The 23,994-nt window shown below is 73.6% G+C and carries 15 protein-coding genes and 2 pseudogenes; 11 read left to right on the top strand and 6 right to left on the bottom strand.

All coding sequences use genetic code 11. The features are described 5' to 3' along the window. Nucleotides 1-757: 757 nt before the first annotated feature. The 6 genes from TOK_RS03640 to TOK_RS03665 all read left to right on the top strand — a co-directional run bounded on the left by TOK_RS03640 (nt 758) and on the right by TOK_RS03665 (nt 14,077). Nucleotides 758-1,327, top strand: a complete 570-nt coding sequence (locus TOK_RS03640) for a single-stranded DNA-binding protein (RefSeq protein WP_098956355.1) — start codon at nt 758-760, stop codon at nt 1,325-1,327. A gap of 91 nt (nt 1,328-1,418) precedes the next feature. Further along, nucleotides 1,419-3,095, top strand: a complete 1,677-nt coding sequence (gene ettA / locus TOK_RS03645) for an energy-dependent translational throttle protein EttA (protein ID WP_098956356.1) — start codon at nt 1,419-1,421, stop codon at nt 3,093-3,095. 83 nt (nt 3,096-3,178) lie between these two features. Beyond that, nucleotides 3,179-8,083 (top strand): hypothetical protein, encoded by a 4,905-nt coding sequence (locus TOK_RS03650; protein WP_098956357.1) that lies wholly within the window; start codon nt 3,179-3,181, stop codon nt 8,081-8,083. A gap of 135 nt (nt 8,084-8,218) precedes the next feature. After that, nucleotides 8,219-12,973 (top strand): NAD-glutamate dehydrogenase, encoded by a 4,755-nt coding sequence (locus tag TOK_RS03655; RefSeq protein WP_098956358.1) that lies wholly within the window; start codon nt 8,219-8,221, stop codon nt 12,971-12,973. Nucleotides 12,974-13,004: 31 nt separating this feature from the next. Then, complete coding sequence (locus TOK_RS03660) at nt 13,005-13,427, top strand: thioesterase family protein (protein WP_098956359.1); 423 nt, start codon at nt 13,005-13,007, stop codon at nt 13,425-13,427. Continuing rightward, nucleotides 13,424-14,077: a hypothetical protein gene (locus TOK_RS03665; RefSeq protein WP_098956447.1), complete on the top strand. Its 654-nt coding sequence runs from the start codon at nt 13,424-13,426 to the stop codon at nt 14,075-14,077. Before TOK_RS03660 ends, TOK_RS03665 begins: the two co-directional genes overlap by 4 nt. Nucleotides 14,078-14,167: 90 nt before the next feature. On the opposite strand, the gene TOK_RS03670 is transcribed toward TOK_RS03665, so the two are convergent. The 6 genes from TOK_RS03670 to TOK_RS03695 all read right to left on the bottom strand — a co-directional run bounded on the left by TOK_RS03670 (nt 14,168) and on the right by TOK_RS03695 (nt 20,865). Then, nucleotides 14,168-15,727 carry a glycoside hydrolase family 13 protein gene (locus TOK_RS03670; protein ID WP_098956448.1) on the bottom strand — a complete coding sequence of 520 codons (1,560 nt, stop codon included), beginning with the start codon at nt 15,725-15,727 and terminating at the stop codon, nt 14,168-14,170. 78 nt (nt 15,728-15,805) lie between these two features. Then, a complete protein-coding gene (locus TOK_RS03675; RefSeq protein WP_098956360.1) occupies nt 15,806-16,186 on the bottom strand; it encodes a globin in 381 nt (126 codons plus the stop codon). Between the two features lie 27 nt (nt 16,187-16,213). Then, complete coding sequence (locus tag TOK_RS03680; RefSeq protein ID WP_098956361.1) at nt 16,214-17,233, bottom strand: mechanosensitive ion channel family protein; 1,020 nt, start codon at nt 17,231-17,233, stop codon at nt 16,214-16,216. Continuing rightward, nucleotides 17,230-19,359: a prolyl oligopeptidase family protein gene (locus TOK_RS03685; protein ID WP_098956362.1), complete on the bottom strand. Its 2,130-nt coding sequence runs from the start codon at nt 19,357-19,359 to the stop codon at nt 17,230-17,232. The genes TOK_RS03680 and TOK_RS03685 overlap by 4 nt, the downstream gene beginning before the upstream one ends. 145 nt (nt 19,360-19,504) lie before the next feature. Continuing rightward, nucleotides 19,505-20,191: a pyridoxamine 5'-phosphate oxidase family protein gene (locus tag TOK_RS03690; RefSeq protein WP_098956363.1), complete on the bottom strand. Its 687-nt coding sequence runs from the start codon at nt 20,189-20,191 to the stop codon at nt 19,505-19,507. Nucleotides 20,192-20,250: 59 nt separating this feature from the next. After that, the gene (locus TOK_RS03695) at nt 20,251-20,865 is read right to left on the bottom strand and encodes an isochorismatase family protein (RefSeq protein WP_098956364.1); all 615 of its coding nucleotides are present in this window, start codon (nt 20,863-20,865) and stop codon (nt 20,251-20,253) included. A 69-nt stretch (nt 20,866-20,934) separates the two neighbouring features. Here TOK_RS03695 and TOK_RS03700 point away from each other — a divergent pair, with 69 nt between their 5' ends. The 5 genes and pseudogenes from TOK_RS03700 to TOK_RS33770 all read left to right on the top strand — a co-directional run bounded on the left by TOK_RS03700 (nt 20,935) and on the right by TOK_RS33770 (nt 23,983). Then, complete coding sequence (locus TOK_RS03700) at nt 20,935-21,828, top strand: oxaloacetate decarboxylase (protein ID WP_098956365.1); 894 nt, start codon at nt 20,935-20,937, stop codon at nt 21,826-21,828. A gap of 102 nt (nt 21,829-21,930) precedes the next feature. Next, a pseudogene (locus TOK_RS33755) lies at nt 21,931-22,038 on the top strand (acyl-CoA dehydrogenase family protein); the annotation flags it as partial. A gap of 134 nt (nt 22,039-22,172) precedes the next feature. Further along, a pseudogene (locus tag TOK_RS33760) lies at nt 22,173-22,247 on the top strand (hypothetical protein); the annotation flags it as partial. A gap of 108 nt (nt 22,248-22,355) precedes the next feature. Beyond that, complete coding sequence (locus tag TOK_RS33765; RefSeq protein ID WP_253258161.1) at nt 22,356-22,841, top strand: AMP-binding protein; 486 nt, start codon at nt 22,356-22,358, stop codon at nt 22,839-22,841. Then, complete coding sequence (locus TOK_RS33770; RefSeq protein WP_253258171.1) at nt 22,841-23,983, top strand: acyl-CoA synthetase; 1,143 nt, start codon at nt 22,841-22,843, stop codon at nt 23,981-23,983. The genes TOK_RS33765 and TOK_RS33770 overlap by 1 nt, the downstream gene beginning before the upstream one ends. Nucleotides 23,984-23,994: the final 11 nt, after the last annotated feature.

Here is a 23,994-nt window from a genome sequence, read left to right on the forward strand (position 1 = left end):
TGAAATTCAGGGGAATGGTTTCGGACTTCGGTCCGGAACCATTCCCCTTTTTTTTTTGTGCCCATTTTCAGGGCTACTGATCATTCGCGGCGGTCCGAGAGTGTGCGGGTCTCATGTTGGGCGTGCCGGCGGCGGGTTGGGTGGTTCGCATCGAACCGACGCCGCTTTGCCGCATCATCGACACCCGAGCCGGTTTGCGACATGGTGAGGCCGCGCAGCGGGTAGCCCGGGTGCCGGAATCGACTGTCGTCGACCGCTCGGCGTTGCGCAGGTCGCAGCGGACGACAAACCGACCCGCAAGTCGCTCGATCAGCTCGTCTTCCCCAGAAACGACAGGTCGTGCCGAGAAGCAGCCGCGCAGGGTCGCCCGGCGTGCCTGAGGTGACGTCGGACAGCGCGACGTCACCGACCGGAACGGGAGTCTCCCCGCGGGGAGACCGCGCGAGGCGGTGCGAGGTGCGACTCGTCGTTCTCGCCGGTGACGCCGGCGGGGCCCGATCGGTCGGTGGTGCCCGGAGGTGGATGGGATGCGTTGCCGCCGTTGGGTGATCGATCGTGGGACGGACCCCGGGCAGCGTCGTGGTCCCGGGCCGGGGAGGGCATACCGGGACGACAGTTCGGGCGTCGCCGGTTCGGGTTCGCCGCAGGTTGTCCACAACGATGTCAGCTGTCCCCAGATCGCGCCGGCGGACGCCCGGGGCCGCCCCCGCTCGCGATGATCGTTCCCAGACACCCGGTCCGAACAGGGAGAACAACGGTGAACGAGATCTACACGACCATCGTGGGCAACGTGGCATCGACGCCGATGCGCCGACGGACGGCAGACGGCACCGACCTGGCCAGCTTCCGGCTGGCCAGCAACGTCCGGCGCTTCGACCGCGACGCCGGCGAGTGGGTGACCTCGGGGACGTCGTACGTGACGGTCACCGCGTGGCGCCGGCTGGGCGTGAACGTCGGTGCGTCGTTCGTGAAGGGCGACCCGGTGGTGGTCTACGGCCGCCTGTCGACGCGTGAGTACACCACGAAGGAGGGCGACAGCCGGATCGACGTCGAGATCGACGCGAACGCGATCGGCCCTGACCTGTCGCGCTGCACCGCCGCGGTGTCGCGTCCGCGACCGCAGTCCGGAGTGCCCGGTTCCGATGCGGCGCAGGACCTCCCCGCCCCGAGAGACGGGGACGCGTCGGACGAGGAGGTCGACGGTGAGCTCGACGAAGAGCTGAGGATTGCGATCGCGGACGACGTCGAGGCGCACGCCGACGGCGCCCCGACGGAGGTCTCCGACGACCCGTGGAGCCTCGCTGCACAGCCCGCGACGGTCGGCTGACCTGGTTCCGGCCGGCATCCGGGCGGTGCCTCGTGCCCGCCCGGGTGCACCGGACAACGGCGTCGTCAGGAGCGTTACTACCATCGGGCTCGTGCCGGAGTTCATCTACACCATGAAGAACGTGCGCAAGGCGCACGGAGACAAGGTCATCCTCGACAACGCCTCGATCAGCTTCTATCCAGGGGCGAAGATCGGTGTGGTGGGCCCCAACGGCGCGGGCAAGTCCAGCGTGCTGAAGATCATGGCGGGTCTGGACCAGCCGAACAACGGCGAGGCCTTCCTCGCCCCTGGGGCCACCGTCGGAATCCTCCAGCAGGAGCCACCGCTCAACGAGGAGAAGACCGTCCTCGGGAACGTGGAGGAGGGCGTCGGCGATACGAAGGTCAAGCTCGACCGCTTCAACGCGATCGCCGAGCAGATGGCCACCGACTACTCCGACGAGCTGATGGAGGAGATGGGCAAGCTCCAGGAGGAGCTCGACCACGCCGACGCGTGGGACCTCGACTCCCAGCTAGACCAGGCCATGGACGCGCTGCGCTGCCCGCCGGGCGACCTCCCCGTCACCAACCTCTCAGGCGGTGAGCGCCGCCGCGTCGCGCTCTGCAAGCTGCTGCTGTCCAAGCCCGACCTCCTCCTGCTCGACGAGCCCACCAACCACCTCGACGCCGAGAGCGTGCTGTGGCTGGAGCAGTTCCTGAGCTCCTACCCCGGCGCCGTCCTGGCCGTCACGCACGACCGCTACTTCCTCGACAACGTCGCTCAGTGGATCCTCGAGATCGACCGCGGCCGCACCTACCCCTACGAGGGCAACTACTCGACCTATCTGGAGAAGAAGGCCGAGCGGCTCGCCGTCCAGGGCAAGAAGGACCAGAAGCTCGAGAAGCGGCTCAAGGACGAGCTGGCCTGGGTGCGGTCCAACCCGAAGGCGCGCCAGGCCAAGTCCCGGTCGCGGCTCGACCGCTACGAGGAGATGGCTGCCGAGGCCGAGCGGCACCGCAAGCTCGACTTCGAGGAGATTCAGATCCCGCCCGGCCCGCGTCTGGGCAGCACGGTCGTCGACGTCTCGCACCTCGACAAGGGTTTCGACGGCCGCCAGCTGATCAAGGACCTGTCGTTCACGCTCCCGCGCAACGGCATCGTCGGGGTCATCGGCCCCAACGGCGTCGGTAAGACGACGCTGTTCAAGACGATCGTCGGGCTGGAGCACCCGGACTCGGGTGAGGTCAAGGTCGGCGAGACCGTCTCGCTGTCCTACGTCGACCAGAACCGCGGCGGGATCGACCCGAAGAAGAACGTGTGGGAGGTCGTGTCCGACGGGCTCGACTACATCCAGGTCGGTCAGGTCGAGATGCCGTCCCGGGCGTACGTGGCGGCGTTCGGGTTCAAGGGGCCGGATCAGCAGAAGCCGGCCGGGGTCCTCTCCGGTGGCGAGCGCAACCGCCTCAACCTGGCGCTCACGCTCAAGATCGGCGGCAACCTGATCCTGCTCGACGAGCCCACCAACGACCTCGACGTCGAGACCCTGGGGTCGCTGGAGAACGCTCTCGAGCAGTTCCCCGGGTGCGCCGTGGTCATCTCCCACGACCGGTGGTTCCTCGACCGAGTCGTGACCCACATCCTCGCCTGGGAGGGGACGGACGAGAACCCGGCGTCCTGGTTCTGGTTCGAAGGAAACTTCGAGGCCTACGAGAAGAACAAGGTCGACCGGCTCGGAGCGGAGGCGGCGCGTCCGCATCGCGTGACGCACCGTAAGCTGACTCGTGACTGAGAGCGATCCCGCGTCGGCGCGGTGATCTTCGTAAGGCGTGCCGGTCGGTCCCCGGGGTGCCTCGTTCCGCGGGAGGCTGCTGCGTGTCGACGGTCAGGTCCGGACGTGGGACGGACACCTCGGATCCGGCTCAGGCGCTGCTCGTCGCCGCGGCCGGATCGCGGTGGTCCCGTCCGGACCTGACGGCCACGTTCGGCCGTCTCGCGGCCGAGCAGGCCCGCGACGATGCGACGTGGGTCCTCGCCGCGGGGTGGACGCTGCACGGGCGTGCAGCCATCGGCGACGCCCGCGACGAAGCTGCCGCGGTGCTCACACAGCTCGAGGGCGGCGTCCGGCGCGACTTGGCTCGGGGCGCCGACGGTGCACGGCTACGGGCCGAGCTCGCCGGGGTCGCCCGCGACCACGGTTCGGCGGGCGTCGCGCGGCTCCTGCTCGACGGGTTGCTGCGCGACGCCTCGACTCCCGTCGACGTCCGGTTCGACGCGCTGGTGGCGCGCGCACGGGCGTCGCTGTCCGACGGGCCGGACAGGCTCGAGCAGCTGCTCAGCCCTATCGACGCCGTGGCACGCGAGGTCGCGGGCAACGCCGCCGCGGCGACCGCGGAGCTGTTGCGGGCCGCGGCCGAGCGGGCGCACTCGCGCCACCACATCGCCGCCGACCGCGCCCGAGCCGCCATGGGCCTGCTGGGCTGGCGCCGCGACCGTCCCACCGAGGCGACCGAGTCCGACCACCTCACCGCCGCGCTGGCGACCCAGTGGATCGGCGCCCTCCTCGACGCCGGAGCGATACGTGAGGCCCGGGCTGCCGCCGACGAGGTCGCGCCCCGGCTCGACGTCGACGGCCTCGCGAGCCGCCAGCTCGCGCAGCTGCGGCTGACGTGCGCGCGGGCGACGTCGCGTCCGTCCGGCACCATCGACGCACTGGAGCGGGCCGCAGCCGATGCCGGCGCGGCCGGTGCTCCCGACCTCGAGAGTGCCTGCCGCGCCGCACTCGCCGAACTCCACGAGGCCTCGGGCAGGCTCGGCCAGGCGCGGTCGCAGCTGCGGCTGCGCAGGCGGTCCGACGAGGACGACCGACGGCGGGCCGAGGAGTTCCGTGCCGGTGCACCGCTGCTCGCCGCGCTGGCCGACACCCGCCCGGGTACCGGGACGAGGTCCGGGCGCCCGGCCGCTGCTCGCCGCACCGACAGGACGTCCGTCGGCACGCGGGTCCCCGAAGCCGTCGGCGCCGCCCACCGTGACCCCGCGGGAGCGCGGACGGACCCGCGGGGCGTCGACCGCCCTGGCGCGCGACAGGCGCCTCGCGGCCGCCCCGGGGGCGGGCCGGGGCCGTCGCGGGACGTGCTGTCGGGGACGGTCCTCGACTCGGCGGTCCCCGTCGCGCACGACCCCGAGGTCGGGACGCCGCTGGCCCCCGACACCGCCGCGGATGCCGGGACGACCGCAACGGCGCCGGGTGCCGACGCGGGGACCGGCCCGACCTCCCGCCGCCGGCGGGTCGAGAACCCCGTCCGGGCCGACCGCGGTCGGCCCGCAGTGGACGACACACCCGCAACCGGACGTGTCTCCGGGCTGTCGACCGGCCCGCGCGGAACCCGGCCCGATGGCTCCGACAGTGGCCTCCCGCCGGGCAGTGGCCTCCCGACGGGCAGTGGCCTCCCGACGGGCAGTGGCCTCCCGACGGGCAGTGGCCTCCCGACGGTGAGTGGTGTCCCCACGGGCAGCGGCTCCGCTACGGGCAGTGGCCTCCCGACGCGCAGCGCGACCGAGGCCGCGCCCAGTGCCGTCAGCCGGCGCACCTCCCGGATGTCGTCGCCGATGGGCGATGCGTTGATGGCAGAGCTGCGCCGCGCCGGGACCCTCACCGACGAGGCCTGGGACGACCGTGAGGAGGCGTCGCGATTCCGGAGGTGGAGCACCGAGGTCGCGGCCGCGGTCGAACGGGCGGCACCCCCGCGCAGGGACCCGGCCCCCTCCGAGCCCCTGAGTGCGCGGGCGGAGGGCGCCTCGCCTGCGCTCGCCGTGTCCGACGCCGCCGCCGATGCCGCGGCGTGGCTCGCCAAGGCGATCGCCGAGATCGACGAGGTGTGGGGCCGGCCCGAGGAGAAGGCAGGTCGCCGACGGCGGGCGTCGGCCGACGAGGAGCCGGCGGCGACGGGTCGGCGCCGCCGGGCTGCCGCCGACGACGCGCCGAGCGCCCCCGCTCCCGGGGGCCGGCGTCATCGCGCCCCCGCCGACGAGGTCGCTGGTGTCGAGGTGGCGACGGGACGGCGGCACCGTGCTGCCGAGGACGCGACGGCTCCTGCGCCGGGCGAGGCCGCGCCCGAGACGCACGCTCCGAAGTCAGGCGGGCGACGTCGCCGGGCCGACGGTGAGCCGGCGACGGTCGCCGCCGAGCCACCGGGACTCGGTACGACGCGCAGCGCCCGGCAGCATCGGGCTGCGGACGCGGCCGTCGTCGGTGTGGAGACCGATGCCGCGGCGATGGCACTGGCACGGTGGTACCCGCGGTCGCCGATCGAGGAGTCGGCACTGCGGGCGGTCGCCAGGGAGCGCGAAGCCGCGGCCGGGCCGGAGGTCGGGGAGCGTGAACCGGTCGGCGACGGTCCCCCGGACCGGGACGAGCGGACGCCCACTCGGGCCTCCCGCCGCGCGCGGCGGGAGGCTGAGGAGCGGCGCGAGACCGTTGGTCGTGCCCGGGGCAGCCACAGGGCTGGGAACACGGACGACACCGAGGTTCGCAGGCAGACCGGGCACCGCGGCGCACATGTAGGTCCCGGGCACGACGACGAGCCGCCCGGCGGGCTCGGCGATCCGGCCCCGCGCGGCGACGACGAAGTGCGCGACGGGTTCGCCGGTACGAGCCCGCATGCCGGGCGCGACGGGAATCGCCTGGGCGCCGATCTCCGTGGCGACGCCCGGCACGGCGAACGCGTGGGCGGCCACCGACGAGCCGAGGACCAGGGTTCGCGCGGAGACAGCGCGGACGGCAGCCACGACCGCGACCCGCTCGACGTCCTGGACCCGCTGGGCGACCGGGAGCGAGCGGGGGACGCGGGTGCGGACTGTCGCGGGCACGTGAACGGCCATGGCCGCGCCGATCGCACCGGCGGGCGAGGCAGCGGTTCCGACGCACCGGGCCCCCTCCGCCCACCGCGCCGGAACCAGGCATCGGACGGTGGCCAGCGGTCGGACGGCGGCCAGCGGTCGGACGGCGGCCAGAGGTCGGACGGCGGCCAGAGGTCGGACGGCGGCCAGAGGTCGGACGGCGGACAGGCGTCGGACGGCGGCCAGAGGTCGGACGGCGGCCCGGCGCCCGACAGCGGCCGGGTGTCCGGGCGCGGCCGGACATCGAGCCGCGGACGCGCCCAGACCCTCGTGGACCCGCTCGTCGAGGACGTCGAACCCGCTACCCGCGCTGTGGAGCATGCCGTCGGCGAGGTGTCGGTCGTGGTGGACCTCGTGTCGGGGGACCAGCGGGTCGGCGGGTCGGCGGCGTCGGTCGCGTTGCGGCGCATCGCGCGCCGGGCCGGAGCGACCCTGCCCACGGGTGCGACCCTGCGGGGCGGGGAGAACGTCGTGACCGTCGGGTTCCCCGGCCTCGACCGCGCGGGGGCTGTGGCGTGGGTGCATTCCGTGCTCGAGGACCTCGCGGCCGGTCTCCCGGCGGCGCGCGAGCTCGACGGTGCGTTCCTGCGGGCCGCGGTCGTCGGCGCCGACGGGGTGCGCGGGGCACAGATCCTGCACAACCTGGGGACGCACCCGGTCGCGCGGCCCGTGACCGAGACCGGCGGGAACCCGGTGGAACGCGTCGCGGCAGCGCGGGCGGCGCGTCGGATGACACGACCCCGGGACCGTTCCGGCGCCGAGGACACGATGCAGTTCGGACCCGTTGCAGGAGGGCCCGTTGCCGGAGGGCCCGTTGCCGGAGGGCCCGTTGCCGGAGGGCCCCTTGCCGGAGGGCCCCTTGCCGGACAGCCCGGCGACGGACTCCGCGCTGGCCCGGGTCTGCCGCCGGGCCCGGCAACGGAACCCACAGCCCAGCACGGCGGTCGGCAGCGCCCCGGGCGGCACCGGGATCACGGCCTCGATGCCGCCGCCTCCGCACCCGGTGACGACGATCTCGGACAGGGAGGCGGTGGACGACACCGCGGCCACCAGACCGACCGCGGGGGCCCGCGCGCCTCGGTTGCCGCGGCCGGAGCGGCTGTCGGGGAGGGAACGGCCGGCAGGGCCGGAACAGGTGCCGGAGCCGGAACGGCTGCCAGGGTCCGAACACCTGCCAGGGTCCGAACACCTGCCGGGGTCCGAACACCTGCCGGGGTCCGAACACCTGCCGGGGTCGGAACAGCTGCCGGAGTCGGAACAGCTGCCGGAGTCGGAGTGGCTGCGGGGGCCGCAACAACGGCCGGAGGCGGACCGGCTGCCGGAGCCGGTACCGCTGCCGGAACCGGACCGGGCGCTGGTGACGCCGACGGCGCGGGGTTCGGAGAGGTCGCCGGAACCGGAGGACAGGCTGCCGGAGTCGGAGTCGGAGTCGGAGTCGGAGTCGGAGTCGGAGCGGGCGCCGGGCCCGGAGCGGCGGACGGGCTCGGAGCGAGGGACGGCGAGGCGCAGGTCGTCGACGTCGACATCCTCGATCCACGTCCGGCGGACGGTGGCCGGCGCCGGCTGCGGCCCGACCCGCAGGACGGCCCGGCCTGTGACCCTCCTCGTGCCGCACCCACCGGGGGCCGGCGCCGTCGACGGGACACGGACGCCGTGGCCGACCCCGTGGACGGGAGCGAACCCGCCGCCCCGGCCCCGGCGCCGTCGGCCGGCCGACCTCCTCAGGGCCCGCCCGGCGCCGAGCCGGCACCGCAGGGTGACACGGCAGAACCGGCACCGCAGGCCGACACGGCAGAGCCGGCGGACGAGGAGCCGGACATCGAGTCGCTCGGCCTCGCGGATCTCCTCGCGGGTGCGATGGCCGCGTACCGGGGGATGTGAACAGACGTCGACCGGCGCGGGCAGGGCCGTGTGGCTCCACCGGATGTCCACGGGCGGGCCGGGACCGCGGGGGTCGATCATCCGCGCGCACCCTAGGGTGAGGCGTCAGTCATCGACCGACTGGAGCCACGCCTGATGAGCAGGACCGGATCCGACGCCGGAACCCTCGACGCGGGCGATTCCGCCTCGCGTCCCGACGCAGCCCACGCGAGTGACGAGCCGGGTGACGCGCTCGGCCGCGTCTATCTGCGGCAGACGGCCGTCGAGGACGATCGGGCCACCCCCGCTGAGCGGCCCGACCCGGCGCGGCTGGCGGCGCGGGCGAGCGAGGTCGCGGCGACCCGGGTTCCGGGCGAGTCGATCGTGCGGGTGTCGCGGGAGCAGGGCGGTCCGTCGGTCGACATCGTCACCGACGACATGCCCTACCTCGTCGAGTCGGTGCTCTTCGCGGTGCGGCACGCGGGCGGGGAGGTGGCGCGGCTGGTGCACCCGGTCGTCGTCGTGCGCCGCGACGGTTCCGGTGCCCTGCGTGAGGTGCTCGACACCGCGGACCCGGACGCGCCACCGGCGGGTGCGCTGGTCGAGTCGTGGATGCACGTCGACCTGGCGGCCCCGGTGTCGGACGCCGACGTGCTGCGCGACGAGGTGCTCGCTGCGCTGCGCGACGTGCGTGACGTCGTCGCCGACGGGCCGCCGATCGCGGATCGGGCGCGTCGGGTCGCGGACGGGCTGGCCGCGTCGGCGCCGGCGGCGGGCCGGGCGGCCTGGAACTCCGCCGACGTCGCCGATCTGCTGCGCTGGCTCGCCGACGGCCACTTCACGTTCCTGGGCTACCGCCACCACGTCGTCACGGCGGACGGGACGTCGCGCCCCGACGCCCACTCGGCGCTGGGTGTGCTGCGCGGCCTGCCACCCGTCGGTGACGGCTTCGCGTGGGCGGGGCAGGCGGAGCTGGAGCAGCTCGTCTTCACCCGCGCGGAGATCCCGGGCCGGGTGCTGCGCCCGGTGCACCCCTGCTACGTCGGCGTGCGGACGTTCGACGCGCACGGGCGCATCATCGGCGAGCACCGGTTCGTCGGCATGCTGACGGTCTCGGCGACCCATGAGGACGTCCTGGACATCCCGCTGATCGAGCGCCGGGTGCGGCGGGCGATCGGCCTGGCCGGGTTCCCGCTGGCGTCGTACTCGGGGCAGCGGATGCTCGAAGTCGTCTCGGGGCTACCGCGCGAGGAGCTGTTCGGCACCTCGGAGCAGGTGCTGTGCGACATCGCGCTGGGCGTGCTCAAGGCCGCGGGCCGGCGCGGGGTGCAGGTGTTCCTGCGTCCCGACCCGTACGGCCGGTTCGTGTCGTGCCTGGTCTACGTCCCGCGCGACCGCTACACGACGGCGGCGCGGCTCGCGATGGCGGCGGTGCTGCGGGAGCGGCTCGGCGGCACCGACGTCGACTACACGGCGCGGGTGAGCGAGGCGAGCCTGGCGCTGGTGCAGTTCACCGTGCACCGCGATCCGACGGCGGCGGCCCACGAGCTGCCCGATCCGGTGAGGCTCGCCGACGAGCTGGCCGAGGCGATCCGCACGTGGGACGACCGGCTGGTCGCGACGTTGGGCGCCGTCGCGGTGCCGGAGCTGCTCGCGGGGATCCCGGACTCGTACAAGGCGTCGGTGGGGGCCGCGCAGGCGGTCGAGGACCTGAGGCACGTGCTGTCGCTGGAACCGGGCGGCTTCGCGGTGCGTCTGTACACGAGCGGCGCCGACGGAAGGAGCGGGGAGAAGCGGTTCACGCTCTACCTGGCCGACGCGCCGGTGACGCTCACCGCGGTGCTGCCGGTCCTGCAGCAGCTGGGTGTCGAGGTGCTCGACGAGCGGCCCGCCGAGTTCGTGCGTCCCGACGGCCACCGCTGCTGGGTCTACGACTTCGGGCTGGCCCTCGCGGGGAGCCCGTGGCCGACCGGCGACGGCTCCGGTGGCTTCTGCGCGGCGTTCTCGGCGGCCTGGCGCGGCGACACCGAGACCGACCGTTTCAGCGCGCTCGTGCTGGGTGCGGGCCTGCACTGGCGGGAGGTCGCGCTGCTGCGCGCCTACGGCCGCTACTCGCGTCAGCTCGGCAGCCTGTTCGGACAGAACTACCTGGCCGACGTGCTGCACTCCCACCCCGAGATCGCGCGCGGGCTCGTGGCGCTGTTCCGGGCCCGGTTCGACCCGGCGCCGGAGGCCGACGCCCGCACCGCCGCGACGGAGGCGGCGCTGGGGCACGTGACGTCGCTGATCGACGACGTCGCGGGGCTCGACGCCGACCGCATCCTGCGCGGCTACCTCGGCATGATCACCGCGACGTTGCGCACCAACTGGTTCCGCGACCGGCCGTTCTTCTCGTTCAAGATCGACCCGGCGGCGGTGCCGGACATGCCCAGCCCGCGGCCGAAGTTCGAGATCTTCGTGTACTCGCCGCGGGTCGAGGGCGTGCACCTGCGGTTCGGGCCTGTCGCGCGCGGCGGGCTGCGCTGGTCGGACCGCCCGCAGGACTACCGCACCGAGATCCTGGGACTGGTCAAGGCGCAGGCGGTGAAGAACGCCGTGATCGTGCCGGTGGGGGCGAAGGGCGGGTTCGTCGTCAAGGCGGCGCAGCCCGCGCCCGCTGAGGTCGAGGCCTGCTACCGGACGTTCGTCTCGGGCCTGCTCGACGTCACCGACAACCTCGTCGACGGCGCCACCGTCCCGCCGCCCGACGTGGTGCGTCACGACGGGGACGACGCCTACCTGGTCGTCGCGGCGGACAAGGGCACGGCGCGGTTCTCCGACGTCGCCAACGACGTCGCGGCGAGCTACGGCTTCTGGTTGGGCGACGCGTTCGCGTCCGGCGGGTCGGTCGGCTACGACCACAAGGCCATGGGCATCACCGCCCGCGGCGCGTGGGAGTCGGTGAAGCGGCACTTCGCCGAGACGGGCATCGACACCCAGAGCCACGACTTCACCGTCGCCGGGATCGGGGACATGTCCGGCGACGTGTTCGGCAACGGGATGCTGCTGTCCGAGCACATCCGGCTCGTTGCGGCGTTCGACCACCGGCACGTGTTCGTCGACCCCGACCCGGACGCGGCGCGCGGGATCGCCGAACGGCGGCGGCTGTTCGCGCTGCCCCGGTCGTCGTGGGACGACTACGACCGGTCCGCGATCTCGGCGGGCGGCGGGGTGTGGCCGCGGACGGCGAAGTCGGTCCCCGTCGGCCCGGAGATGCGGGTGGCGCTGGGGCTGGCCGACGGTGTCGTGAAGCTGAGCCCGCCGGAGCTGATCCGGGCGATCCTGCTGGCCCCGGTCGACCTGCTGTGGAACGGCGGCATCGGCACGTACGTCAAGGCTTCGACGGAGTCGCACCCCGACGCCGGCGACAAGGCCAACGACGCGATCCGCGTCGACGGCCGCGAGCTGCGGGTCGCGGTCGTCGGGGAGGGCGGCAACCTGGGCCTCACCCAGCGCGGCCGCATCGAGTTCGCCCGCGCGGGCGGCCGGATCAACACCGATGCCATCGACAACTCCGCGGGCGTCGACTGTTCCGACCACGAGGTCAACATCAAGATCCTGCTCGACGGGGTCGTCGCCGCGGGCGAGCTCGACCGGCAGGCCCGCAACGAGCTGCTGGCCGAGATGACCGACGAGGTCGCCGCGCTGGTCCTCGACGACAACCGCGACCAGAACGCGGTGCTCGGGGTCGGCCGCTCGCACGCCGCGGCGATGGCCAACGTGCACCGGCGCATGGTCGCGGACCTGGCCGAGCGCACCGGCCTCGACCGGCACATCGACGTCCTCCCCGACGACGACGAGTTCGCCGCCCTGGAGGCCGCCGGGCTCGGGCTGACCAGCCCGGAACTGTCGACGCTGCTCGCGCACGCCAAGCTCGACCTCACGCACCGGCTGCTCGGCACGGAGCTGACGGAGGTGCCCGCCTTCGCGGGCCTGCTGCCCGGCTACTTCCCGGAGCCCCTGCGCCGCCGCTACTCCCGGCCCATCGCGGCGCACCCGCTGCGACGCGAGATCGTCGCGACGATGCTGGTCAACGAGATGGTCGACGGTGGTGGCACGTCGTACGCGTTCCGGCTGGCCGAGGAGCTGTCGGCGGGTGTCGACGAAGCGGTCCGTGCCTACACGGTGTCGACCGCGGTGTTCGGGCTCCCCGAGCTCTGGGCGCAGGCGCGGGCGGCGGACATGCCCGTCGCGCTCGCCGACCGGGTCGTCCTGGAGTCGCGCCGCCTGCTCGACCGGGCGTCGCGCTGGTTCCTCACCAACCGGCCTCAGCCCCTCGCCGTCGGCGCGGAGACGGCCCGCTTCAGCGAGGTCGTCCGGGAGCTGTCGGGTCGCGTCGGCGGCCTGCTGCGGGGGCCGGAGGCCGCCGCCGTCGCCACGTCGACCGACGCCCTCGTGGCCGACGGGGTGCCTGCCGACCTCGCCCGGCGCTCCACCGAGCTCATGTACTCGTTCGGCCTGCTCGACGTCGTCGACCTCACCGAGCTGTCCGAGCGCGACCGGGAGCCGCGCGAACCCGTCGAGGTCGCCGCGATGTACTTCGCGATGTCGGCGCACCTCGGGGTCGACCTGGCCCTGACCTCGGTGACGGCGCTCGAACGGGGCGACCGCTGGCACGGCCTCGCCCGGCTGGCGCTGCGCGACGACCTGTACGCGTCGCTGCGTGCGGTCACCCTCGACCTGCTGCGCGAGGCGCCGCCCGGCACCCCGCCCGACGAGGCGATCGCGTTGTGGGAGAAGACGAACGCCTCACGGCTCGTGCGGGCGCGGGCGGCGCTGGAGGAGATCGGCGGCAAGGGCGCCGCGGGTGGACGGCTCGACCTCGCCACGCTGTCCGTCGTCGTGCGGCAGCTGCGCGGACTCGCCCGCTGAGCCCGCCGGCGCACCTGAGAGGCTGTGCGACGTGGCTCGTTTCGTCGCTCACGTCCCGCTTCGCTGGACCGACCAGGACGCCTACCGGCACGTCAACCATGCCCGCGCGGTGACGCTGCTCGAGGAGGCCCGCATCGACCTGGTCTTCGAACGGGCGCGCACCTCGGGCGCGGGGACGTTCGCCACCGGTCTGCTCGTCGCCGGGCTGGAGGTCCAGTACAAACGCCAGATCCCCTACCGGGCGGAACCGCTGCGCGTCGAGATGTGGGTGCGTGACGTGCGGGCCGCGTCGTTCACGATCGGCTATGAGATGCACGACGGCCCCGACGGCTCCGATCCCGTCGCCGTCACCGCCCGCACACACATGGCGTTGTTCGACCTCGAGGCGAACCGGCCGCGACGTCTTTCGGCCGAGGAACGCGCGTTCCTCGGGGAGTGGGGGGAGAGCTCGTGAGCTCGTTGACACTGGCCGACTCCGCCGAGCGCGACGACCTCGGCGCGTTCACCGCACGCCTCGTCCGTCTGGAACCCACCTCGCTGGTGCGGCTGCGGACCCGTGGGGACAAGCTGACCGCCTGGGCGGCCACCCCGTTCGACGTGCTCGCCACCCGCTCGGTGCGCGGCACCTGCGACCCCGCGGAGCTGACGGTGTCGGCGCAGGGGCTGCTGACGTCGCTGGCCGTGGAACGCGGTGAGACCGTCGACCCCGGCCCCGCCGCGGGCCTCTGGGGGACCGACGTGCCGCCGGACGACGGCTGGGCTGTCGTCGACACCGTGCCGGCCGCCGAGCTGGAGAAGCTCACCGAGCGGGGCCTGGCGCTGGCCCGGGAGCACGCCGGTCCGATGGGTCCGCCCGCGTCGCTGCTCGACCAGACGGTGCTGACCGTCGACAACGGCGCCGGCCCGCCGGTGCGCATCCCGATGCGCTGCCTGTTCGCGTTGTCGGGCATGGGGTTCCTGGGTGGTGCCGACACGGGCACCGACGAGGGCCCCGGCGGTCCGGTGGTGCGGGTCTCGGCCACGGGTTCGTGGCTGCGGATCGACGCCCGTTTCGGCGCGGTCGTCCGCCGCCGCGTCACGGCCCTGCCCCTGTTCGCGAGCTGAGCCCCTGTTCGCGAGCTGAGCCTCTGTTCGCGAGCTGAGCCCCGGCCCCGGCCCCGGTCCTGCAATGGGAGAGGGCAGGCGCGGATCGGGTCAGGCCAGCCAGGCAGCCGTGTCCGGGGGGAGCCGGCCGTCGTCGGTGAGGGGGCCGCTGGTGACGAGGACGTCGCCGGGCGGGAGGGGGACGGGGGTGTCGGAGGTGTTGAGGGCGCACGCCAGGGTCGTGCCGCTGCGCCGGAACGCCAGGCAGCCCTCGGGGGCGCCGTACCACTCGACGCGGGTGCGCCGGTCGTCGTCGACGACGAAGCCCGGGTGGGTGTGCCGCAGCTCCAGGGCGTGCCGGAACATCGACAGCGTCGAGCCGGTGTCCTCCAGCTGGTCGGCGGCGGTGAGCGCGTCCCAGTCCGCGGGCATGGGCAGCCACGGAGTGCCGGAGCTGAAGCCGTAGGCCGGGCCGCCGCCCTCCCAGGGGACGGGGATGCGGCAGCTGTCGCGGCCGCGTTCGGTGTGCCCGGAGCGTTCCCACACGGGGTCCTGCAACGCCTCGTCGGGGACGTCGACGTCGGGCATACCGAGCTCTTCGCCGTTGTAGACGTACACCGACCCCGGCAGGGCCAGCATGACCAGCGCCATCGCGCGGGCCCGGGCCAGCCCGGCCGCGCCGCCGCCGTAGCGGGTCACCGGGCGGGAGACGTCGTGGTTGGACAACGTCCACGTGGGGCGGGCGCCGACGGCGTCGACGGCGTCGATGGAGTGCTCGATGGCCTCGCGGACGGCGGCGGCGTCGAACGGGGTCTGCAGGAGCCGGAAGTTGAAGGCCTGGTGCAGCTCGTCGGGGCGGACGTAGCGGGCGAAACGTTCGTCGTCGCGCACCCAGATCTCGCCGACGGCCATCCGCCCCGGGTAGTGGTCGAGGACGGCGCGGACCATCCGGTGCACGTCGTGGACGTCGTCCTGGTCGAAGCGGGGGTCGCCGTCGGTGTTGGCGAGCAGCTCGGTGCGGGCCTGCGGGTCGTCGGGCAGGCCCTCGGGCTTGGCCATGCCGTGGGCGACGTCGATGCGGAAGCCGTCGACGCCGCGGTCGGCCCAGAACCGAAGGGTCTTGTCGAGGTCGGCCCAGACCTCGGGGTTGGTCCAGTTGAGGTCGGGCTGCTCGGGGGCGAAGAGGTGCAGGTACCACTCGTCGTCACCGACGCGCTTCCACGCCGGGCCACCGAAGATGCTCTGCCAGTTGTTGGGCGGCTCGTCGCCGTGCTCGCCGAGGCCGGGCCGGAAGTGGAAGCGCGCGCGCTCGGGGCTGCCGGGTGCGGAGTCGAGCGCGGCCCGGAACCACTCGTGCTCGGTGGACGTGTGGTTGGGCACCAGGTCGACGATGATCTTCAGGCCGTGCCGGTGGGCGTCCTCGACGAGGGCGTCGAAGGCGGCGAGGTCACCGAAGACGGGGTCGACGTCGCGGGGGTCGGCGACGTCGTAGCCGTGGTCGGCCATGGGGGAGCGGTAGAACGGCGTCAGCCACAACGCGTCGACACCCAGCAACTCCAGGTAGCCGAGCCGGCTGCGCACTCCGTCGAGGTCGCCCACACCGTCGCCGTCGGAGTCGGCGAAGCTGCGGACGTATACCTGGTAGACCACCGCGTCACGCCACCACTGCACCCGGACATCCTGCCATCCGCAACCGACGCGGAGCGTGACGAAACCCGTCACGGACGGGTGATGAAGGCTGCGGAGGCCTCAGAAATCGGCGTTGACCATGCTCGCAGCCGCGTATGTGATGTAGGCCCAGAACTGCTCGCGGTGGGCGTCGTCCATGCCCGACTCGTCGACGGCGACGCGCATGCACCGCAGCCAGGCGTCGCGCTGGACGGGGCCGATCCGGAACGGTGCGTGCCGCATCCGCAACCGCGGGTGACCGCGCTGGTCGGAGTAGGTGCGGGGGCCACCCCAGTACTGCTCGAGGAACATCCGGAAGCGCACCTCGGCGGGGCCGAGGTCCTCCTCCGGGTACATCTCGCGCAGCATCTCGTCCTCGGCGACCTGCTCGTAGAAGCGCGCGACGATCCCGCGGATCGTGTCGCCGCCGACCTCGGCGTAGAAGTTCTGCGGAGTACTCACGTCACCACTATCCCTTGTCACGCACGGTCAGTTCTTCCCGCCGGTGGGTGGCAGCGCGGGTGTGCCCGCACTCCCGACCGGCGGCGGGAACACGACGGGCCGCGGGATGTGCTCCTCGTCGAGCGCGTCGGTGATCGCGGCGTTGAGCGCACGCTGCACGACGAACTGCCGGCCGGGGCTGACCTTGGCGGTGAGCCGGAGCGTGACGCCCTCGGCGGTCACCTTGTCGACGCCCAGCACCTGCACGGGTTCGAGCACGTCGCCGGAGATGTCGTCGGCGCCGAGGCGCTCGGTGGCGACGCGCAGGACGAGCTCGGTGACCTCGGTGGTGTCGACGGTGTGCGCGAGCGGCAGGTCGACCACGGCGACGGCGTAGCCCTGCGTCATGTTGCCGACGCGGACGATCTCGCCGTTGCGCACGTACCAGAGGGTGCCCTTGATGTCGCGGATCGTCGTGATGCGCAGCCCGACGGTCTCGACGGTGCCGATCGCGTCCCCGACGTCGACGACGTCGCCGACCCCGTACTGGTCCTCGAGCAGCATGAACATTCCGGACAGGAAGTCGCGCACGAGGTTCTGCGCGCCGAACCCGACGGCGACGCCGACGATGCCCGCGGAGGCGAGGATCGGGCCGAGGGCGACGCCGAACTCGGCGAGGACCATGACGACGGCGATCAGCAGGATGACCGCGGAGCTGATCGACCGCAGCACCGAGGCGACGGTCTTGGCCCGCTGCGTGCGGCGGGCGGTGACGGCCTCGACGGAGCCGTTGCGCATCCGGGCGGGCGTGCGGCGCAGGATCGCCCGGGAGACCTTGCTGTCGGCGGTGCCCTCGACGAGCCGGCGGATCGCGCGGTGCAGCAGCCAGCGGGTCACGAGCGCGAGGACGACGATCAGCATGATCGCGAACGTCTTGGAGACGATCGTGTTGGCGGACTCGGCGAGGAAGTCGCTGTGCGTCCACTGGTAGAAGCGGGCGCACCAGGTGCCGGGCTCGGCGGCGCAGATCGGCTGGTCGGGGAGCAGGCCCTGGGAGTAGAGGGTCACGTCAGCTCCAGTCCGGTGTGGGCGGCGAGGAACGCGAGCTGGTCGACCGACAGCGCGACGGTCCGGGAGACGGACCGGCCGGCGTGGCCGACGTCGGTCTCGCGGCGGATCAGCACCGGCCGGGTCCCGGGGTCGCCGGCGGTGGCGTGCTGCAGCGCGGCGCACATCTTGCGGGCGTGCAGCGGGTCGACGCGGGTGTCGGACTCGAACACGGTGAACAGGACGGCCGGGTAGGCCGTGCCGTCGTGGACGTGGTGGTAGGGCGAGTAGGAGCGCAGCCAGCCGAACTCGGTCGCGTCGGCGGCGGTGCCGTACTCGTCGTTCCAGGTGCGGCCCAGCGAGAACTCCTCGTAGCGGATCATGTCGAGCAGCGGCGCCGAGCAGACGACGGCCCGGTACAGGTCGGGGCGCTGGGTGAGCGCGGCGCCGACGAGCAGGCCGCCGTTGGAGCCGCCCGTGACGGCCAGCTGCGCGGGGGTGGTGATCCCGTCGGCAACGAGGCGTTCGCAGGCGGAGTGCAGGTCGTCGAACACGTTCTGCTTGTTGCCGCGGTTGCCGGCGAGGTGCCAGGCCTCGCCCTCCTCGCCGCCGCCGCGCAGCGACACGAGCGCGTAGACCCCGCCCGCCTCGACCCACGTCAGCGCCGACGGCGTGTAGGCGGGCTCGCGGGTGATGCCGAAGCCGCCGTAGCCGGTGACCAGCGCGGGGACGGGCCCGGTGGGGGCCGTGGCCGGCCGGATGACGAACATGCGGACGGTCGTGCCGTCGGCGGAGGTGAACTCGACCTGCTCGGCGTGCACGGCGGGGACGTCGACCTCGCCGGGCGCGGCCTCCGACAGCACGGTCTCGCCGGTGGCCCGGTCGTAGCGCTGCACCTGGTAGGGGGTGACGAGGTCGGTCCAGCCGATCCAGAGCCGGCCGTGCTCGGCGGGGGTGTCGCGGTCGGCGACGGTCAGCCCCGACACCGAGCCCATGCCGGGCAGCGGGACGGTGCCGCGCGGGGTGCCGTCGAGGGCGTGCAGCACGAGCTCGGCCACGGCGTGCCGGGCGCGGACGAGGACGAGGAGCGGCTCGTCGGCGCTTCCGTCGGAGGGTTCGAGACGGCGGACCCCTTCCAGGACCGATCCGGGGTCCTCGGCCACCAGCTCACGCCAGTGCTCCCGCTGCGGGCGCTCCGGCTCGGTGACGCACAGCCTCCAGCGCGGCGCGCCGTCGGTGGTGAGCACGTAGAGCAGCCCGTCGCGCTCGACCCACGCCGCGGCCTGCACGTCGTCGTCCTGGGTGAGGACCGGGACCAGCTCGCCCGTCGTGCCGTCGCTGTGCAGGGAGGCGATCCACACGCTGTCCCTGCGTGCGGTCCCGACGTTCGCTGACACGACGAGCCAACGCCCGTCGCGGGAGACGCGCACACCGTAGTAGTTGTGCCCGTCGTAGAGGCCGGGGCCGTCGAGGAGGACGTCGGTCGCGGTGTCGGCGCCGATGCGGTGGCGCCAGATGCGCCGGTGCAGGTTCTCCTCGCCGGCGGGCACCTCGCCGTCGGCGACCTTGCGCACGAACACGATCTCCTCGCCGCCGGGCAGCCAGGAGACATCGGAGTAGCGGCAGCGGTCGATGGGCTCCTCGACGATCTCCCCGGTCGCGACGTCCATGACGTGCAGCACCGAGTTCTCGTCGCCGCCGCGCGAGACCTGGTAGGCGAGCCGGCGGCCCTCCAGGTCGGGCACCCACGAGTCGAGGGTGGTGAGGCCGTCGGGGTCGAGGACCATCGGGTCGAGCAGGACCCGCTCGACGCGTCCGCCGTCGGGTCCCGGTTCGCGGACCAGGACGACGGCGTGCTCCTGCCCCGGCGTGCGCCGCACCAGGAACGCACGCCCGGCCCGCCACAGCGGAGCCGACACCGAACCGGCGTCGAGCAGGCCGCGCAGGCGCGTGGCGAGCCGGTCGCGGCCGGGCAGGCCGGTCAGCTGCGCGGCGGTGAGCTCGTCCTGCGCCGCCGACCACGCGACGGTGCGCGCGTCGGCCGGGTCCTCCAGCCAGCGGTAGGGATCGGCGACGTCGTGGCCGTGCAGCCGGTCGACGAGGTCGAGACGCTCCGCGGGCGGGTAGGGGGAGTTCGCGCTGCTCACGCGGGCCGAGGTTACGGGAGCGCCCCGGGCGTCCCGTCACCCGTCGTGACCAGCGCCGATCCCGGTCGCGTCACTGCGCCGAGTCCGACGTGAGGCTGCTGGATCCGTGGTCGGGACCAGGCTCAGGTCGAACTCGGCGGTCGTGTCAGGGGCGGGCCTGTGACGATCGACGCGTTGTCACGTGCTCCGGTGTCGTCGGGGTGCCGGGGATCAGGTCGGGCGCCGGCTCGGCCTCGCCGAAGACCGTGCGCACCGGCAGGACCCCCGCCCAGTAGGCGGGGTTCGCGACGTCCTCGTCGTCGTCGCCGGGCGGGCCGGTGCGCACCTTGACGCTGGCCTCGGCGAGGTCGAGCGCCAGCACGCTGGTGGCGGCCATCTCCTTGCGCGACGGAAGCCGGGCGTGGTCCCACGAGCCGGGCGCCAGCTGCTCGACGAGCGCCTGCAGCCCGTCCATCCGTTCCTGCTCGTCGGTGAGCAGGCGGGCGGTGCCGTGCACCACCGCGGACCGGTAGTTCATCGAGAAGTGGAACACCGACCGCGCGTAGACGACGCCGTCGAGGTGGGTGACGGTGACGCACACCGGCATGCCCTGCGCCGCCGCGCGCAGCGTCGACGCCCCGGTGGATCCGTGCAGGTAGAGGGTGTCGCCGTTACGGCCGTAGCCGGTCGGGAGCACGATGGGCGCGCCGTCGAGCACGATCCCGAGGTGGCAGACGATCCCGGCGTCGAGGACGGCGTAGAGATCGTCGCGGTCGGTGCGGGCGCGCTCGGCGAGGCGGCCCAACGAGCTGCGGGGGGTCGACGACAGGGGTGTGGTGGAGGTGGCGCTCACCGTCCCAGCCTGCCCCGACCCTCGTGAGCGGCGATAGTCGTTATAGCGACCATCGCCGCTCACAGGCGCGCCAGCGCGTCTTCCAGCGAGACGACGTCGGCGTACTTGGCGTCGAGGTCGGCGAGGTTGGACTCGTGCAGTGCGGCCGACCGGTCCGCGCACGCGTCGCGCACGACCATCGGCCGGAACCCGGCCGAGAGCGCGTCGGTCGCCGAGGCCCGCACACAGCCCGACGTCGACACCCCGCACACGACGAGCGTGTCGATCCCCGCCGTCACCAGCCGCGGCGCGAGCGAGGTGCCCAGGAACGCCGACGCGTACTGCTTCACGACGAGTGTCTCGCCCGGATCGGGCGCCAGCGGCGGCGCGATCTCGCCCCAGCCGCCCGCGGCGCCCTCGGCGAACACCGCGAGCGCAGGCACCTTGCGGACGAACAGCCCCGCATCGGCGAGGTCGCGGGAGTAGCGCACCACCGTCCACACGACGGGACGGCCCGCGGCGCGGGCGGCGTCGACCAGCGTGGCGCACGCGGCGAGGGCCGGGCCCGGCTCGGGCAGTGCGAACGGCCCGTCGGGCTCGGTGTAGGCGCGCACCATGTCGACGACGAGCAGCGCCGGGTGCGACCCCCAGCCGAGGCGCCCGGTGAAGGGGCCGCCGTGCGGTCCGACCGTCATCCTCCGCACGGTAGATCGCGCGCAGCCGGAGCGCGACGTACGTTCGGTGGACCGACGGACGGGGGACACATGGCAGGCGCGGATGCCACGCCGGGAGCGAGGTTGCGGGCGCTGATCGCCGCCGCCCCGCAGGACGGGCCGGTGCTCGCGCCGGGCGCCTACGACGCGCTGACCGCGCGGCTGGTCGGGCAGGCCGGGTTCGACGTCGTCTACATGACGGGGTTCGGCACGTCGGCGTCGCTGATCGGGCGGCCCGACGTCGGGCTGCTCACCGGCACCGAGATGGCCGACAACGCCCGGCGCATCGCCGCCGCCGTCGACGTCCCCGTGATCGCCGACGCCGACACCGGCTACGGCAACGCGATCAACGTCGGACGGACCGTGCGCGTCTACGAGCAGGCCGGGATCGCGGGCATCCAGCTCGAGGACCAGGTGACGCCGAAGAAGTGCGGGCACATGAGCGGCAAGCAGGTCGTCGCGCTGCCGGAGATGATCGGCAAGATCCACGCGGCCGTCGACGCCCGCCGTGATCCCGCCACCGTCGTCATCGCGCGCACCGACGCCGCCGCCGTCGACGGGGTCGACGCGGCTATCGACCGCGCCCACGCCTTCCGCGAGGCCGGCGCCGATGTGCTGTTCGTCGAGGCGCCGACGTCGGAGGCCGACATCGAGAAGGTCGCCGGTGCCCTCGCCGCCACCGCGCCGCTGCTGTTCAACTGGGCGGAGGGCGGGCGGACCCCACCGATGTCGCTGGCCCGCATGCGGGAGCTGGGCTTCGCGCTCGTGCTCTACCCGATCGGCACCCTGCTCGCGACGACGGCGGCCGTCGGATCGTTGCTGGCCACCATCCGCGCCGACGGCACCCCCGCCGCCGCACTGTCCGGTCTGCCCTCGTTCGACGAGTTCACCGACCTCATCGGCCTGCCGGAGGTGCAGGCACTCGAACAGCGCTACACCGGCTGAGCCCGGCGGGACCGGGCGTGCCGTCGTAGGGTCCGAAGGTCGTCTCCGGAAGGGGTGACCGTGACCTGGGAGCTCGACGACGAGCACCGTGAGTTCCGCGACGTGTGCCGCGGATTCGTCGACAAGGTCGTACGGCCGCACGTCGACGCCGCCGAGGCCGCGGGCGCCTTCCCCGCCGACCTGTGGAAACCGTTGGGCGACGCGGGGATGCTCGGCCTGGTCACCCCGCCTGAGTTCGGCGGCTCCGACGGTGACGCGCTGGCCGTCGCGGTACCCCGCTGCTGCCGCTGCCACCGCGATGGTCGGTCCCGGCCCGGGTCGAGGGGCTTGCCGCCGCCCGCGCGCTGGACGCCGACGGCTACTGGGAATGGGTTGCGCGCCGACAGCGCTGGACGCGGGACTGGGACACCGTCCGCACCGGCGGGGTCACCGACGCCCGCTGGTTCGACGGCGGCCTGCTCAACGTCGCCGACGACTGTGTCGACCGCTGGGCCGAGCACCCCGCGACCGCCGGCCGGGCCGCGGTCGTGTGGGAGGGGGAGCCGGGCGACACCCGGACCCTGACCTTCGCCGAGCTCGCCGACGAGGTCTCCCGGCTCGCCGCCGGGCTGCTCGACGTGGGCGTCGGCGAGGGTGACGTCGTCGCGATCTACATGCCCAACCTCGGCGAGGCCTTCACGACCATCCACGCCTGCAACCGGATCGGCGCCGTCTACACGGTGCTGTTCTCCGGGTTCGGCGAGGAGGCCGTCGCGTCGCGGCTGCAGGCGGCCCGGGCCGCGGTGGTCGTCGTCGCCGACTCGTCCTACCGGCGCGGCAAGCGCATCCCGCTGCTGGAGACGCTGCGGGCCGCCCGCTCGCGGACCCCGGGCGTGCGCGCGACCGTCGTCGTCGACCGGACCGGCGACGCCGTACCGCTGGTCGAGGGGGAGCGCTCCTACGCCGACGTCCTCGCCGCGGGCGCGGACGGCCCCCGGCGGTCCCGCTGGACCCCAACGCCCCGTCGTTCCTGATCTTCACCTCCGGCACCGAGTCGCGGCCCAAGGGCGTCGTGCACAGCGTCGGCGGGTTCCTGCTCGGCTCGTGGGCGAACGCGCACTGGCAGGTCGGGTACGAGGACGACGACGTCTACTGGGTCGCCGCCGACGTCGGCCGGCTGACGTTCCCGATCCAGGCCGTCGTCGGCGGGCTGGCGTGCGGGATGACCGTCGCATGCTTCGAAGGGGCCCTGGACTTCCCGACGACCACGCGGTTCTACGAGATCTGCGAACGCCACGCCGTCACCAAGATCCTGGCGGCGCCGACGCTGATCCGGATGCTGCGCAAGTTCGGCGACGACCTCGCCGCCGCGCACCCGCTGCCGGGCCTGAAGCTGATCACCGCGCAGGGCGAGCCGCTCGACGGCGACACCTTCGCGTGGGCCACCGACACCTTCGACGTCCCGGTGATCAACGCCTACGGCCAGACCGAGACCGGCTCGACGTGGACCTACCCGGTGTACGGGGCCGAGCCGCTCAAGGCCGGCTCGGCCGGGACGGCGGCCCCGGGGCACACGTTCGCGATCGTCGACGACGACAACAACCCGGTGCCACCCGGCGTCAAGGGCAACCTCGTGCTGACCAGCCCGTTCCCGACGTTGTGCCGCACGGTCTGGGACGACCACCAGCGCTACCTCGACACCTACTTCGCCACGTTCCCCGGCAGCTGCCCCACCAACGACGAGGCCGTCCTCGACCGCGACGGGCACATCTGGGTGCTCGGCCGCGCCGACGACGTCATCAACGTCGCCGGGCACCGCATCTCGACGATGGAGATCGAGGCCGTCGTGACCTCGGACCCCGACGTCGTCGAGGCTGCGGTCGTCGGGGTGCCGGAGGCGACCAAGGGCACGGTGCCGATTGCGTTCGTGACGCTGCGCTCCTCCTGCGAAGACGGTGTCGCCGACCGGATCCGCGCCCTCGTGGCGGCCGAGATGGGCGGCTACGCGCGGCCCGACCGCGTCTACGTCACGCCCGCGACGCCCAAGACCCGCACCGGCAAGACGATGCGCCGGCTGCTGCGCGACGTCGTCGTGCACGGCGGGCCGACCGGCGACACCTCTGCCATGGAGGACCCGTCGGCCCTGGAGGCGGTGACCGACGTCGTTCGCGGGTAGCCCTAGGGTCG

Origin of the sequence: Pseudonocardia sp. N23 (assembly GCF_002583555.1) — a bacterium.
GTDB lineage: Bacteria > Actinomycetota > Actinomycetes > Mycobacteriales > Pseudonocardiaceae > Pseudonocardia.